Genomic DNA, 14,119 nt, shown 5'->3' on the forward strand with positions numbered 1-14,119 from the left:
GCCTCAGATACCGACTGGCGGCAATGTCCTGCACAGGCTTACGGCGAAAGAATGGCTTCAGGCCATGTTTCCGCCGGCCGTCCGTCAGTTGAGGCCATCCGAGCTGTCTCCAGAATAGCCGACCTTGATGTCGCCGAGCGTGCGGAAGGTCAGCCGCGCGCCGATCGTCCAGTCGCTTGCCGACTCGTCGTCGGAATCCCTGCTGTCGGTATAGGCGATCGTGAAGATCGTGCATTCGTCCTCATAGGACAGGCCAAGCGTCCGGCGGCTAATCACATCATTGTTCAGATCCCAGGCGATGCCGCCGAAAATCGACCAGTAATCCTTGAACTTGATTTTGCTGCTGGTCTGGATCTCGTCATTGTCCTCGTCGAAGCCATATGCCGGCTGGGCGCTGAGATGGGTGAAGGTCACCTGCGAAGAGAAGGTGTCGTTCTGGTAGGCCGTCGTCAGGTCGCCGCGGCGGAAATCGAAATCCTTCTCGTCGAGGCGGTAGGAGGCGGTCACGGAAACGCCGTACGGTGTCTCGATGCCACCGAGGCCGACATAGTCGGAGCGAGTGGTTTCAAGGCCGGAATCGGCGCCGACATTGACGAGGTCATCGGTCGCAAACGAGTTCTGACCGGCGATCTGGTACGATTGGCCGAAAATGCCGTGCAGCTTGTAGCCGCTGTCGAAGCTACCGGTGTACTGGATGCCGACATTGGCGCGGGTACCGCCTTCGACGCGGTCGTAGCCCGAGAATTTGTCGCGGTCGAACAGTGAGGTAGCGTCGAAGACGAAGCTCTGCGCATCCTCGTTCGGCAGGCGGCCTGCGAGCTGCTCGTCGGGCCGGGCATAGATCTGTGCGATCGGCTCGAGGACATGAGTGCTATTGTCAGTCGTCATCAGGATCGGATAACGCATCTCCAGCCCGGCCGTGACCATCGAGCGGGTGGCGGCATTGCCGTCGTCGTAGTTGCCGGCGTAACCTGTGGGATCGTCCATGTTCAGCGCGAAGGCGTCGCCGCGCGCGGCCAGCAGCGGCGTGATCACCAGGCCGGTCGGCGTGACGTAGGTGCGCTTCCACTGCAGCTCGGCAGTCAGCCGCGAGGTCTGACCCTTCAGGCCGCGGAAGCGGTCGAAGCCGTCGACGGTATAGAAGTCGTCATGGGTGCGCGAAATATTCGTCAGGTTGACATCAGCCGAAAGCTCGCCGCCTGCCAGCGGCTGCGGCGCCACATAGTGATAGTCGAGCGACGGATAGACGATCGCCTGCTGTTTTTCCGCAGTGTTCTTCCGGTCGGCATCCTGGACGTCGAAATAGAACGCCCGCATGTCGAAATAATTGCGTTTCCCAAGTCCCGTCAGGTAGATCTGGTTGGTACGATCGGTGCTGGTCAGGCCGCGCAGCTTGTAGGTGCGCGAGAAGTTGTTGTCGCTCTGCATCATGACGTCCCAGCCGAACGTCCAGCGCGGATTGATGCGGAATTCGGCCTTCGATGCCACCATGCCACGCTGGCCGGCTTCGGCATCGCTGGTGCCGGAGCTGAAATTGTCCGGCTTTGCCTGGTCTATACCGGCGACGCGCAGGATATGCGTGCCATTTTCGAAGCGCTGGCGGAATTCGCCTTCGACGAGGAAGCCCTGGGCGGTGTAGCCGGTGGCGGTGACCGTCGCGTCCATGCTCGGCGAGATCACATAATAATAAGGAACGGAAAGTCCGAAGCCAAGATTCTGCGACAGGCTCATCGTCGGGAAGAGAAAGCCCGACTTGCGCTTCACCGTATTGTCGGGAACTTCCATGACCGGGACGAAGGCGATCGGATAGCCGAGCAGCTCAAAGCGGGCTCTCTCCAGGCGGATCGTGTGGGTCACGCCGTTCTGGATCACACGCTTGGCCTTGACCTGCCAGAAGGGTGCGCGCTTCGGATCTTCGGCGCAAGGAAGGCAGGCCGTGTAGACGCCCTTGTTGAGAATCATCTGCGTGCCGCCAACGCGCTCGCCGGTTTCGGCGACGATACGGGTATTGTCGGCAGTTTCGATGCGCAGCGAGTTCATGAACCCGTCAGCGAAATTGTCGGTCACGTCAAGGTTGTCGGCATAGATGCGGTTGCCGTCGGGGCTGACCAGCTCGATATTGCCGATCGCCATCATCCGGCCGGTCTTCTGATTGTACTCGACCTTCTGCGCGACCATCTTGTAGCCGGCATAATTGATCTGCACGCCGCCGACCGCCGACACCAGATCGGCGTCACGGTTATAGACGAGTTCATTGGCCGAAAGCAGAAGCTTGGCCTCTGCAGGAATCTTCTTCTCGATCGTTTGTTCAGGCGCGCTGACCTGGCCGTATGAGACCGGGACACTGCCGAAATAGGAACATAGAGTCGCGCCGACGAGCAGGGCAACCAGCTGTTTACTAAAATACTTGCGGTCGCCTACCGCCACTAGCCGTCCTCCTGATGAAGCAGAATAGTCGCACCCAAGGCCAGCGCGACGACCACCGGTATCCACGTCGCCACGAAGGGAGGCACGACTCCACTGCTTCCGAATGCCTTTACAAGCACGGTGATGACATAAAGCATGAAGCCCGAAAGGATGCCACCCAGAATCACGGAGCGGGATTGGTTGAACCGGCTAAATTTTAGAGACACTGTTGCAGCAATGAGAGTCATGGCCACCAGCAGCAATGGCTGGGACAACAGGGAGTTGAATTGCGTCTCCAACGCCTTGGTTGAGATGCCGAAGGATTTGGCCGCCGCAATCCGGTTGGAAAGGTCAAAGAAACCAATTGTTTCCGGCGCTGTCAGCCGCTCCTGGACGAAGTCCTGTTTCAGATTGGTGCGAAGTTGAACCGAAGCTTTACGCACCGGGATTTCGCCAGGCTGGCGCTCGACAACATTGTTAAGTTGCCAGTAACCATCTTCCAATTTTGCCGTGGCCGCGTCCTGTCTCAGAATGACCTGACCCCTTGAATCAAAATGGATCAGCACGGCGTCGATCAGCTTGGTTCCGTTATCCTGGACCGTCTGGGCGCCGATGATGACATCGTCCCGGCCACTGATCTGGCGCAGCCACGGAATCTGCGGGGCTTTGCGCAGAACCGCGTTCTCGCCGCGCCAGTCGGATTCGACCAGCAGTGCCTGGCGCTGTCCCCAGGCCGCAAGCGGGTTGAGCGCCGCCATCGTCAACAGGCCGAGCGCCAGCGAGCCGGCGATGAAGGGGAACATGAACTGCCAGACTGAAATTCCGGCTGCGCGCGTCACGACGAGCTCATATTTGCGGTTGAGGCCGATCAGCACCGTCATTCCGACGAACAGCGCGATGAACGGTACCGTCTGCTGCAGGATGAGCGGCAGGCGCACGGCGGTCATCAGGACGCCGCCGCTGATCGTGTAGCCGGGCAGACCGGACATGCGGCCTGCCGTCTCGCTGAAATCGAGGAGGAAAGAAATCGCCGAGACGCCGATCAGGAACCAGCCCGTCGTTACTAGGTAGCGGCGAAAGAAATAACGCGACAATGTCCCGAACATCATTGGGCGGTGCCCCCGCCGGTCCTGCCGGTCGCGGCAAGCAGCCTTTCCTGCATCTGTCTCCAGAAAGACGAAATCCGGTCCCGAATGAACGAAGGCATGACCAGTCGTTTGTGCAGGCCGAGGAAGACGATCGAGACGATGCTGCTGACGATCGGTATGGCATAGAGGACGGCGATATATTCAGGGTCGGTGTCGATCTGATTGGCCGCGTAGAAGGCCGCCCATCGCATCGCGAAGGCATAGGCGAGAGCGCTCACCATCGGATGCAGCCGCGCTTCGCGGTGCGAGCGCGCATCGCCGGCGATCGCCAGTGAAAACAGTGCAAAGACGACGGGCAGGATCCAGTCCGTCAGCCGGCGGTGCAGTTCGGCGCGGTAGCTTTGCGGCCGGATCGTATAGTCCTTGTCGGCCGGATCTGGATTGAACAGGAACCACAGGTCACGGTCGCTGGCGCGCAACGTCGCCTGACCGCGACTCTCCGTCATGTCCGAGAGGTCGAAGGAATAGGAATCGAAATTGATGACCGAGACGTTGCCATCGGGTGTTTTGCGGTGCACTTCGCCTTCATGCATGATCAGGGTCGTGCCCGTATCGTCGACGGCGCCTTCCTTCGCATAATAGATCAGTTCGTAGGCTGGATCGCGCTCGTCGGCGACGAAAAGGCCCTTCAGCATGCGGCCGGCCATCCGCTGCGAGATCTGCACATAGAGGCCTTCATCAAGCTTGCGGAAGGTCTTTTCCTCGATCACCGAAGAGAGGAGATCAGCATAGGTCTCGGCGATCATCTGGCGCACGACGGTTTTTGCGCGCGGCTCGACGACGTTGTCGACGAAGAAGGAAAAGACGCTGATGACGGCGGCAAGCAGCAGGATCGGGCGGATCAACACGCTGCGCCGCGCCCCGGCCGCGTCGATGACGGTCAACTCGGAATCGTTGTTCATCGTCGTCAGCGTCTGGGTGATCGCGATGACGAGGGCGAAGGGCAGTACGACGGGAATGATCGACGGCAGGATCATCGTTGCGAGCTTGGCGAACGAGCCGATCGACTGGCCGCTGTCGGTGACCAGATTGATGCGCTGCAGAACCTGAGTCGTCCAAATGATCGCCAGAACGGGCAGGAGCGCCACGAGAAACATCTGGCCGACGCGCCGCAATATGTATGTCTCGAGTAGTTTCATGCCTGCCCTTGAAAGCACCTGCACGCCCAAACGGCTTTGCAGGAGAATCCCTCTACGCTCTTTGTCGCGCTTTTGCGACAAGCTGGTGTCAAAAATTCATTCAAATTTCAGAATTTTTTTGATGCTGTTGCGACTCAGTTAACGCCAGCAACGCGGCGAAGACGACAAGCGACGAAAGCCATCCAAGAACGACGTCGGAAAGATAGTGCGCGCCGAAGGATAGCCGCATCGCCGGGGTGAGGATCGAGATCGCCGCCACAGGCGCCGCCAGCGTATAACGCAGGGGCTTCGGAACGAAGAGCAGAAGGCAGAAGAGCCAGCCGGCGCTTGCTGCCTCGCCTGATATGAACGAACAGTTCGAAACGCATTTCCCGGCAAGCGAACCTGCCTCGGTGAAATGCAGCGCACCGCCGAAAATGTCCGTCTGTATCGGTCGCGGCCGGCCCCAATGCTCCTTCAGGATGACATTGACGAGCAGCACCGGCCCGATCAGCAGCGTTCCGAGCGCGACTTTGAGCTTCTGCGCCCGCTCGGTGTTAAAGGTTGCGCCATGCTGCTGGTAGCATTCGACGAGTTTCCACAGCATCACGATCGCCACCACATAGGGCAAGCGGAAGAAGAGGGTGCGCAGCAGGTCGAAGGCCGCGACGTCGCGATAGGGAAAGCCGCCGCAGATGCTCCCGGCGGCGGCAGCCGCGTCGCAATCTGCGCCTACGAAAAAAAGCTGGGAAAAATAGATGTCTATTTCGGGGAAAGCCCGGAAGACGGCAAGCAGCGCCCACCACGTCCAAAACAGCAGCATGAATGCACCGAAAGTCGTTTTCGGCAGGCGGATTGCGAGGTCCCGCCATCGATTTTTCGAAAAAACTGTCAACGCGAATATCTACGAAACTGACGAAAACATGAGGGCCGTGATGGCCGCGGGCGACCATAACAATTGTCGCAAGCCATTGACAGACCCGCTAAACGCGAAATTATCCGCCAGGGACGGATTTCAAAGAATCCCAGCGGAGAAGACATGTCAGTAAAGATGGAAATTTCATTCTCGAAGTCGGCAAAGCTCAGTGGCGGCCTGGCGATCCTGTTGAAGACTGCGGAGGCCGACAGCGCTGCCGGTGCCGAAACAGTCGACCCGGCAGGCGTGATCGCCAAGGCTGCCAGGATCGCCCGATTCTCCGCGAAATCCATGGGCGCGCTCGATATTGTCGCCCCCGAAGGCGCGTCCGTCGACCGCATCGTTGTTATCGGGCTTGGCAAGGTCGCCGAACTCACCGCCCATGACTGGCTGAAGGCCGGCGGTGCCGCAGCATCGAGAATCAAGAATACCGATAAGGCCGCTGTCTTCATCGACGTGCCCGGGCTCGAGACGAGCGCCCGGGCCGCCGCCGATTTCGCGCTCGGTATGCTGCTACGCGCCTATAGCTTCGATACCTACAAGACGAAGAAGGGCGACGAGGAGGAAAAACCGGCGAAATCCGTCAAGGTGACGATCGTCACCGCCGATCCGGGTGGTGCCAAGAAGGCGTTTTCCGATTCCGAAGCGATCGCAGGTGGCGTCAATCTTGCCCGTGACCTCGTCAACGAACCACCGAACGTGCTCGGCCCCGTCGAGTTCGCCGCCAAGGCGAAGGAACTGGAAAAGCTCGGCGTCGAAGTGGAAATCCTGACGGAGCGGGAGATGCGCCGCCTTGGGATGGGCGCCCTTCTCGGCGTCGCCCAGGGGTCCGTGCGCCCGCCGCGCCTGGCGGTCATGCAGTGGAAGGGCGGCAAGGGCAAGGATCGTCCCGTCGCCTTCATCGGCAAGGGTGTCGTCTTCGATACCGGCGGCATTTCGATCAAGCCGGCCGCCGGCATGGAGGACATGAAGGGCGATATGGGCGGTGCGGCAGCCGTCACCGGCCTCATGCATGTGCTCGCCTCCCGCAAGGCTGCCGTCAACGCGGTCGGCATCATCGGCCTGGTCGAGAACATGCCTGACGGTAACGCCCAGCGTCCAGGCGACATCGTCACGTCGATGTCCGGCCAGACGATCGAGGTGATCAACACCGATGCCGAGGGTCGCCTCGTGCTCTGCGATGCGCTCTGGTACTGCAACGACCGCTTCAAGCCGCAGTTCATGATCAATCTCGCCACGCTGACCGGGGCGATCGTCGTGGCGCTCGGCAATGTGCATGCCGGCTTGTTCTCCAATGACGACCAGCTTTCCGCCCAACTGACGGCAGCCGGCCTTTCGAGCAATGAGAAGCTTTGGCGCATGCCGCTCGGCAGGGACTACGACAAGCTGATCGACAGCAAGTTCGCCGATATGAAAAACACCGGCGGGCGACAGGCGGGCTCGATCACGGCGGCGCATTTCCTCAAGCGCTTCGTGCAGGAGACGCCTTGGGCGCATCTCGATATTGCCGGCACGGCGATGGGCTCGCCGCAGGACGAGATCAACCAGTCCTGGGGTTCCGGCTTCGGCGTGCGCCTGCTCGACGAGCTCGTTCGCGCCCATTATGAATCCTGATGACGGACGTTCTCTTCTATCATCTGACCGAAACCAGGCTGGAGGACGCGCTTCCGCCGCTCATCGACAAATGCGTCGAGCGCGGCTGGCGCGTTGCCGTCCAGACGCGTGAGCCGGCGCGGCGTGATGCTCTCGATCAGCATCTTTGGACTTTCCGCGAGGAGAGCTTCCTGCCGCACGGCACCGACGAGGCAGATTTTGCCGAAAGCCAGCCGGTGCTTTTGACGGTGACATCAGGCAATGCCAATGCGGCGACCGTGCGTTTCATCGTCGACGGCGCCGAGCCGCCGCCGGCCGATGCCTATGAGCGAATCGTCTTCATGTTCGACGGTCACGACCAGGTGCAGCTGGAAGCCGCCCGTGCGCAATGGAAGAAGCTGAAGGGCGAGGGGCATAACCTCACCTATTGGCAGCAGACGTCAGAGGGGCGGTGGGAGAAAAAGGCCTGAGCGGTTTACCGCGACACGACGCTGTAACACTTTGAATTGTTGCATGAAGTCGTCCAACTTCCCTCTGACCGACCGATGGAAGCCGTTACCCGTTCGACCCTTTGTCCTCGTCGAGGTTCGTCAGGATGTTGAGGGGGACGATCCCTCCCGCACCTTCCGACGGATTGAGCGCCTCCACTGCCAAAACCCGCTTTCCGCTCGGACTGACGAAAGCGAATGCCCACGCGCTGTCGGCAAAAGGGCTGACCGGCATTTCCGCCCAGCCGGCTTGATGGACAAGGCGTTCGGCATAATAAGCCTTGATGCTCTGCGGGTTGGTGGTGCTGTCGAGATTGCGCGCCAGGATACGCACGGATTTCTCTCCGAACCGCCCTTCCAGTTGGTCCAGCACCTTTTTGGTGGCCTGCCAATCCTGGGCCTGGGTCGCCGATCCGAAGGAATATTCCTCGGATCGGGAAACGCCCGGTGCATCAGGAGGCATGACGACCTGTTCGCCCGAACATGCTGCAAGGCCGAGAAGCGGCACCGCAAGGATGCCAATCTTCAACACGCGGAAAAATCGGCCCATGCGGCGGATTTTGTTGCTCATGAGCGGCTGCCCCCGAACATTATTGCCATAGGCCGGCAAATCTTGCCGGTTTCTATGACGTTATTGCGACCCTCAGTCGTGGAACGCGTCGACGAACTTCCGCTTGCCGAGCATGAAGGCGTCGGCGACGTGGCGTAGCGGCGCGAGGTCGACATCCGATTTGCCGGCCTTGATGATTTCGGCGAAGCGACGGTAGAGCGAGGGATATTCCTGCTCCGGCTCGGCGAATCTCAGCGCGCCGTCGATCAAAAGCTTGGCGCCGCCCTCGGCGAGCACCATCTGGCCGGCTGCCGTCTCCGCGACGATGTCCCAGCTTTGCTTGCCGGTCTGGAGCCAGTCGAATTCGGCGTGAACCGGCAGGCCGTCGGCATTGCGGAAGTGAATGTCGGCCGCGATCGGCGCATCGCGATTCTCGGGAAATTCGAGCACGGCCTCGGTGATGAAGATCGGCCGCGGCAGGATATGGGTGACGATCGACAGCGCATTGATGCCGGGATCGAAAACGCCGAGGCCGCCGGCCTGCCAGATCCATTCCTGGTTCGGATGCCAGTGGCGGACATCCTCCTTCCAGATCACATGCACGCTTTTGATCGTTGTCGAGGCAAGAAACGCCTTGGCGGCCTCGACGGCCGGCGCGTAGCGCGAATGCCAGCTGGCAAAGAGCGACGCCCCCTGCTTGCTCGCCAGTGCTTCGAGATCGGCCACTTCGCTCAGCGTGGCGCCGGGCGGCTTTTCCAGGAAGACGTGCTTGCCGGCGACGAGCGCCTTATAGGCTGCCTCGTAGCGGTATTGCGGCGGCATGCAGAGCGAAACGGCATCGATCGAGGGCTCGGCGTCGAGCATCGCTTCGATCGTCGTATAGCTCTTGACGCCTTCGACCGTGCCGTGGCGGCTTGCCGTGGCGACGAGCGCGAAATCCGGGTTCTTGGCGATGGAGGGAAGGTGCTGGTCGCGGACGATCTTGCCGACGCCGACGATGGCGAGATTGATAGGAGACATGGTGTTTCGCTCGAGCCTGTATGAAAAGTATGATTATTGACGCGTTTGTATCAGAAAGAGGCGTGCCGACAAGCTCTCCTCCTTCATTCTATGGCATCCTATCGCATGATAGTTTGGCGAAGGAAGCTGTAACCCATCGCTGCGCGGGCGGCGCGCTCTTCGGAATTGCCGTCGCCGCCATGCCCGCCGGAGCCGAATTCATGGAAGAGCGGCCGGTGTCCTTCTTCCTCCAGCCGCGCGGCAAAGCGGCGCGCATGCGAGGGATGCACACGATCGTCATTGGCTGAGCTTTCGACATAGATCGGCGGATAGGTGACCTGTGTCGCCGGCCTGACATTGTGAATCGGCGAATAGCCGAGCATGAAATCCCGGTCCACCGGCGTGTCCGGGTCGCCGTATTCGTCCATCCAGGCTTGCCCTGCGCTGAACAGGTGGAAGCGTGTCATATCGAGAACCGGCACCTGGCACCAGACAGCGCCGAAATCATCGGGATAGCGCGTCAGCATCACGCCGGTCAGCAGACCGCCATTGCTGCCGCCCTGGCAGGCGATTCGCGATGCCACGGTATAGCCGCGGGCGACGAGATCGCGGGCGATGGCGACGAAATCGGCAAACGCCCGGTCTCGCCCCTGCCGCTTGGCGCTGCGATACCAGTCGGGACCGAATTCGCCGCCGCCGCGGATATAGGCCTGCACATAGGCGCCGCCTTGCTCCAGCCAGCGTCCTGTTACCCCGGAATAGTTCGGCGATAGCGAAACATCAAAGCCGCCATAGCCGTAAAGCAGCACCGGCAGCGCGCCCTTGGTCCAGTGCTTCGGCAGGACCAGCCGGTAGGCAACCTTCGTTCCGTCCTCGGAAACAGCCTCCAGCAGTTCGGATGACATATCGGTCGCATCGAAATAGCTCGGCGCTGTGGCGACGAAAATCGGTTCGGCCTGCTTGCCGCGATCCGACAGCTCGAGGCGGTAACAGGCCGGAGGCTGCAGGAAGCCCTGGCCGACGATGTAGAGCGTATCGTCGCCAAGATGCAGATCCGCATGGAGCGGCCTGAAATGAGCCGTCTGCATGTCCGCCGGCAATGCGATCTCGCGCTGCTCGGCGTCGGGCCTCGTCAGGTCCAGCACCACGAGACGCGGACGCAGCCGATCGGAGATGAGGAAGACGCACCACTCGCGCATCAGCATCATCTGCGAGACGGACTGGCCCGCGGCAGGCTGAAACAGGATGCGCTGCGGCCCAAGCAGGGCTGTCTCCGATCGGGGATCGAAGCGCTGCAGCACGAGGCTGCCGGTCGCAACGCGCTCATCGGTCTTTGCCCGCCAAAGGCAATGATCATGATTGAACTGGAAATCGGCTTCCTTAGGCAGATCGATGCGCCGCTGCGTGCCGTCGTTGGCGATCAGGAAAGCGCTGGCGACGCCGATCTCGTGGGCGGCGACGAAAATGTCGATCAATCCATGATCCGCCGAAGCGCCTGATAGAGCAGGGTCGATGACGAGATTGAAGCCGTAGACGTCCTCATCTGCTGCTTCGAACATGACGGCAGCCTCTTCCGGTCGCTGCCCGCGCTTCAATCGCCGCCCGACCCGTGGCCATCCGGAGCGGGTCGCCGAAAATCGGTCGATGGAACCGAAATAGCAGATTTCGTCGCGGCTCAGCCAAGTGGCATGCGATCGTGCAGCCGGCGTATCGAAGCCGCCCTCGACAACCTGTTTCCGCCCGGCGTCGAATTCGAGCAGCCGGAGAAGGTCGGAGCCGCCGTCCGAAAGTGTGAGCAGTACCCGTGTCGGTTCCCATGGGCAGGTGACGGCGCCCCGCCAGTTCCAGCGCTTGCCTTCGCGCACGCAGAAGGCATCGAGATCGAAGACCGGTTCCCAGCCGGCATCGGGCAAGGGCTGCTGATCCGCGGGCAGGCGGAGCCAGACGCCGAGCGGATTATCCTTGCTCTGCCGGAAATCGAACAGCCACCCGCCTCGGCGCATCGGGACAATCAGCCTGTCCTGCCGTTCGATCAATGCTTTTATCGCATCGCGATCCCTAGCGAATTCCGGTGTTCTCAGTGCCTTGTCGGAAAGCCCGTTATGCTCGTCGATGAATTGGCGGGTACGCGGATCGTCGTCCGTTTCGAGATGAAGGTTCATGTTCGGCCTGCCTGATTCCATTGACGTGGTGTATCTAGCCAATATTTCGCACAGTTAGGGCGAAAATAGTGCCGGCCGCGCAAGGCCGAGATGCTCGCGCAGTGTCGAGCCATCATATTGGGTGCGGAACAGGCCGCGTTCCTGCAGGATTGGCACGACCATCTGCGTGAAGTCTTCGAGCCCTTCGGGAAAAAACGGCGGCATGACGTTGAAGCCGTCGGCGGCGCGGCTTTCAAACCATTGCTGCATCCGGTCGGCGATCTCGACCGGCGTGCCAAGCACGATATGGTGGCCGCGGCCGGCGGCAACGCGCAGCGCCAACTGACGGATGGTCAGGTTCTCGCGCCTTGCAAGCGCGGTCAGCAATTCGGCACGGCTGCGCAACTGGTCGGAGATCGGAAGGTCCGGCAGAGGGCCATCGACATCGTAATCGGCAAGGCTGTGGCCGATGCGTTCTTCCAGAAGCGGCATGGCGCTTTTGATGTCAGTCCACTTGTCGAGTTCTGCAAGCTTGTCCGCGGCTTCCCTGGCGGTGCGGCCGATCACCGGCAGGAAGCCCGGCATGATGGCGACCTCGTCCGGCTGACGTCCGAAGCGCGCGACGCGCTCCTTGACGCTCTTGTAGAAGGCCTGCGCCTCTTCGAGGCTCTGCTGCGCGGTGAACACCACGTCGGCGGTGCGGGCGGCAAGATCCTGGCCGGGGCCGGATGAGCCGGCCTGGATCAGGATCGGATGGCCCTGCGGTGTGCGCGGAATGTTCAGCGGCCCCTTGACTGAGAAATACTTGCCCTTGTGATCGAGCACATGGAGCTTGGCAGGGTCGGCATAGACGCCGCTCTGCTTGTCCTTGACGAAGGCGTCGTCATCCCAGCTGTCCCACAGTCCGCGCACGACGTCGACGAATTCCTCGGCCACGGCGTAACGCTCATCGTGCTCCGGGTGCGCCTTGGAGAAATTGTTCGCCGTGCGGGCATAGGATGTCGTGACCACGTTCCAGGCGGCCCGGCCGTGGCTCAAGTGGTCAATCGAGGCGAAGGCGCGGGCAGTGTGATAGGGCTCCCCATAGGTCGTGGATGCGGTTGCCGCGAGGCCGATCTTGTCTGTCACCACGGCGAGCGCCGAAAGCAGCGTCAAAGGCTCGAAACGCGCGATCGTCGAGGGATGAGCATCGATGCCGCTGGTCAATCCGTCGGCCAGAAAGACCATGTCAAATTTCGCTGCTTCGGCGATCTGGGACACGCGTCTCAGCAAGTCGAAATTCTCGCTTCCCGCCTCGGCGTGAGGATGACGCCAGCCGGATACGTGGTGGCCGGCCCCTTGCAGAAACAGGCCCAGGTGGATTTCTCTTTTGCGAGTCATGACAATATCCTTCGTCATTCTGGATTTTGGGCGGCATCCTGGTTGAGCAGCGCCAGAAGTTGGCGAAGGTCGGCCGTGCTGCTCATTGTCCGGACGAGCGACGGGACATCCGCGAAGGCGGGATTGCGCGCAGTTGCGTCGCGAAATTTTTCGGCCGGATCGCTCAGCCCCGGCAGGCCGTCGAAGCGGCGCTGTATCGCGCTGCCGTCGCGAAGCACGATATCGACGATCACGAAGCGGGTGCGTGGATCGCTCGACATGCGCGGCGCAGTCTCGTCGTGGCGGCGGCCGGCGCGCCGGGCAAGGTCCATCAGGCGCGGCAAGACAGGCCGCTCGTCGAAATGGTCGAGCCGCAGAGCCCCGTCGATGAGGGCGGCGGCGAACACGTATTCGGGACTGAAGCGCGCCTCGATCCCATTGCCGGGCTTGCTCACCACCAGGGCGGCATCGGCGCCGGGCGGGTAGGTGAAGGTGATATACTCGATCGCATCAGCCTCCAGACCTTCCCGGTTGAGGCCGATGCCGAGAGACGCGACCGGATGGCTGGCGGTGCAGCAGGGATAGGCCTTCAGCGTCAGCCCGGGCGTCACGATCTGCCATGGCGAACCCCAGTTCTCGGTCACGGCGGACGGGCGTTCCGCGCCGAAGGCATAGACCGAATGGAAGCCGACCGGATTGTCGAGGAAATCCGGCGCGCCGCCGAAACCTGCAGCGGCCATCCTCGCCGACAGGAGCCCGGATCGCGCCGCCATGCCGGCGTGGAAAGGTTTGGCGTCCGTGCCGAACTGCAGCCGCAGGCCGGACGATTGCGTTGCCGCAAGGCCCAGCGCGACGGCGGTCTCGTCGATGGAGGCGCGGGTCAGATGGGCGATTGCCGCCGCCGCGCCGATCGTCCCGAGCGTCGCCGTGGCATGGAAACCGTTCTCGTAGTGCTTTGAGCCGAGCGACAACCCCAGCCGCGCCATGGCTTCGAGCCCGACGATATAGGAGGCGATCAGCGCATCTGCGGAAAATTCGCGCTCGGCGGCGAACGCCAGCAGGGCCGGGATGATCACGGTCGTCGGATGGCCGCGCACGCTTGCATGCACGTCGTCATAATCGAGCACATGGCCGGCATGACCGTTGACGAGCGCCGCGACCAGCGGATCGGTTCGGCGCGAGCTGCCGAGCAGGATCGCTTCGCCCGCCAGATTGGCGCCGACGGTATCTGCCAGAATGCCGGTCGTGCGGTCGCCGGCGCCTGCGATCGCACAGGCGAGAAAATCGATGATCGCCGTGCGCGCCGCGTCCAATGCCACGGGATCTTTCGATGGATCCGAGGAGATGATCGCCTGGGCGAATGCCGAAGTCAGGGGCGCGAATGTGCTCGTCATGAAAAAA

11 protein-coding genes are annotated in these 14,119 nt (G+C 61.5%); 2 read left to right on the plus strand and 9 right to left on the minus strand.

Annotated features, from left to right (window positions below; all coding sequences use genetic code 11):
- Positions 1 to 84 precede the first annotated feature (84 nt).
- The 4 genes from AB8B31_RS06490 to AB8B31_RS06505 all read right to left on the minus strand — a co-directional run bounded on the left by AB8B31_RS06490 (position 85) and on the right by AB8B31_RS06505 (position 5,567).
- A complete protein-coding gene (locus tag AB8B31_RS06490; protein ID WP_047621537.1) occupies positions 85 to 2,427 on the minus strand; it encodes an LPS-assembly protein LptD in 2,343 nt (780 codons plus the stop codon).
- On the minus strand, positions 2,427 to 3,515 hold the full coding sequence (gene lptG, locus AB8B31_RS06495) for an LPS export ABC transporter permease LptG (protein ID WP_018241455.1): 1,089 nt from the start codon (positions 3,513 to 3,515) through the stop codon (positions 2,427 to 2,429). The genes AB8B31_RS06490 and lptG overlap by 1 nt, the downstream gene beginning before the upstream one ends.
- A complete protein-coding gene (gene lptF, locus AB8B31_RS06500) occupies positions 3,512 to 4,693 on the minus strand; it encodes an LPS export ABC transporter permease LptF (protein WP_026188342.1) in 1,182 nt (393 codons plus the stop codon). The genes lptG and lptF overlap by 4 nt, the downstream gene beginning before the upstream one ends.
- Before the next feature lie 100 nt (positions 4,694 to 4,793).
- Positions 4,794 to 5,567 (minus strand): phosphatase PAP2 family protein, encoded by a 774-nt coding sequence (locus AB8B31_RS06505; protein ID WP_047621539.1) that lies wholly within the window; start codon positions 5,565 to 5,567, stop codon positions 4,794 to 4,796.
- Between the two features lie 144 nt (positions 5,568 to 5,711).
- Here AB8B31_RS06505 and AB8B31_RS06510 point away from each other — a divergent pair, with 144 nt between their 5' ends.
- Entirely contained in the window at positions 5,712 to 7,202 is a 1,491-nt protein-coding gene (locus tag AB8B31_RS06510; RefSeq protein ID WP_047621541.1) for a leucyl aminopeptidase, read from the plus strand.
- Positions 7,202 to 7,651 carry a DNA polymerase III subunit chi gene (locus AB8B31_RS06515; protein WP_130728935.1) on the plus strand — a complete coding sequence of 150 codons (450 nt, stop codon included), beginning with the start codon at positions 7,202 to 7,204 and terminating at the stop codon, positions 7,649 to 7,651. Before AB8B31_RS06510 ends, AB8B31_RS06515 begins: the two co-directional genes overlap by 1 nt.
- Before the next feature lie 85 nt (positions 7,652 to 7,736).
- Here the strand turns inward: AB8B31_RS06515 and AB8B31_RS06520 are convergent, their stop codons facing one another.
- The 5 genes from AB8B31_RS06520 to AB8B31_RS06540 all read right to left on the minus strand — a co-directional run bounded on the left by AB8B31_RS06520 (position 7,737) and on the right by AB8B31_RS06540 (position 14,112).
- Entirely contained in the window at positions 7,737 to 8,240 is a 504-nt protein-coding gene (locus tag AB8B31_RS06520) for a hypothetical protein (protein WP_018241460.1), read from the minus strand.
- Between the two features lie 72 nt (positions 8,241 to 8,312).
- On the minus strand, positions 8,313 to 9,239 hold the full coding sequence (locus AB8B31_RS06525) for a Gfo/Idh/MocA family protein (protein ID WP_047621543.1): 927 nt from the start codon (positions 9,237 to 9,239) through the stop codon (positions 8,313 to 8,315).
- A gap of 98 nt (positions 9,240 to 9,337) precedes the next feature.
- A complete protein-coding gene (locus tag AB8B31_RS06530; RefSeq protein ID WP_047621637.1) occupies positions 9,338 to 11,380 on the minus strand; it encodes a prolyl oligopeptidase family serine peptidase in 2,043 nt (680 codons plus the stop codon).
- 54 nt (positions 11,381 to 11,434) lie between these two features.
- Positions 11,435 to 12,739 carry an LLM class flavin-dependent oxidoreductase gene (locus AB8B31_RS06535; RefSeq protein WP_026230837.1) on the minus strand — a complete coding sequence of 435 codons (1,305 nt, stop codon included), beginning with the start codon at positions 12,737 to 12,739 and terminating at the stop codon, positions 11,435 to 11,437.
- A gap of 14 nt (positions 12,740 to 12,753) precedes the next feature.
- Positions 12,754 to 14,112, minus strand: a complete 1,359-nt coding sequence (locus tag AB8B31_RS06540) for an MmgE/PrpD family protein (RefSeq protein WP_047621545.1) — start codon at positions 14,110 to 14,112, stop codon at positions 12,754 to 12,756.
- Positions 14,113 to 14,119 lie beyond the last annotated feature (7 nt).

This window comes from Rhizobium sp. 62_C5_N11_2, assembly GCF_051811185.1.
GTDB classification, from domain to species: Bacteria; Pseudomonadota; Alphaproteobacteria; order Rhizobiales; family Rhizobiaceae; genus Rhizobium; species Rhizobium leguminosarum.

Excerpts from the sequence above, each read along its gene's own strand:
- AB8B31_RS06540 (WP_047621545.1), bottom strand. The coding sequence starts at position 14,112 with ATGACGAGCACATTCGCGCCCCTGACTTCGGCATTCGCCCAGGCGATC.
- AB8B31_RS06515 (WP_130728935.1), top strand. The coding sequence starts at position 7,202 with ATGACGGACGTTCTCTTCTATCATCTGACCGAAACCAGGCTGGAGGAC.
- lptG (WP_018241455.1), bottom strand. The coding sequence starts at position 3,515 with ATGATGTTCGGGACATTGTCGCGTTATTTCTTTCGCCGCTACCTAGTA.
- AB8B31_RS06535 (WP_026230837.1), bottom strand. The coding sequence starts at position 12,739 with ATGACTCGCAAAAGAGAAATCCACCTGGGCCTGTTTCTGCAAGGGGCC.
- AB8B31_RS06530 (WP_047621637.1), bottom strand. The coding sequence starts at position 11,380 with ATGAACCTTCATCTCGAAACGGACGACGATCCGCGTACCCGCCAATTC.
- AB8B31_RS06510 (WP_047621541.1), top strand. The coding sequence starts at position 5,712 with ATGTCAGTAAAGATGGAAATTTCATTCTCGAAGTCGGCAAAGCTCAGT.
- lptF (WP_026188342.1), bottom strand. The coding sequence starts at position 4,693 with ATGAAACTACTCGAGACATACATATTGCGGCGCGTCGGCCAGATGTTT.
- AB8B31_RS06520 (WP_018241460.1), bottom strand. The coding sequence starts at position 8,240 with ATGAGCAACAAAATCCGCCGCATGGGCCGATTTTTCCGCGTGTTGAAG.
- AB8B31_RS06525 (WP_047621543.1), bottom strand. The coding sequence starts at position 9,239 with ATGTCTCCTATCAATCTCGCCATCGTCGGCGTCGGCAAGATCGTCCGC.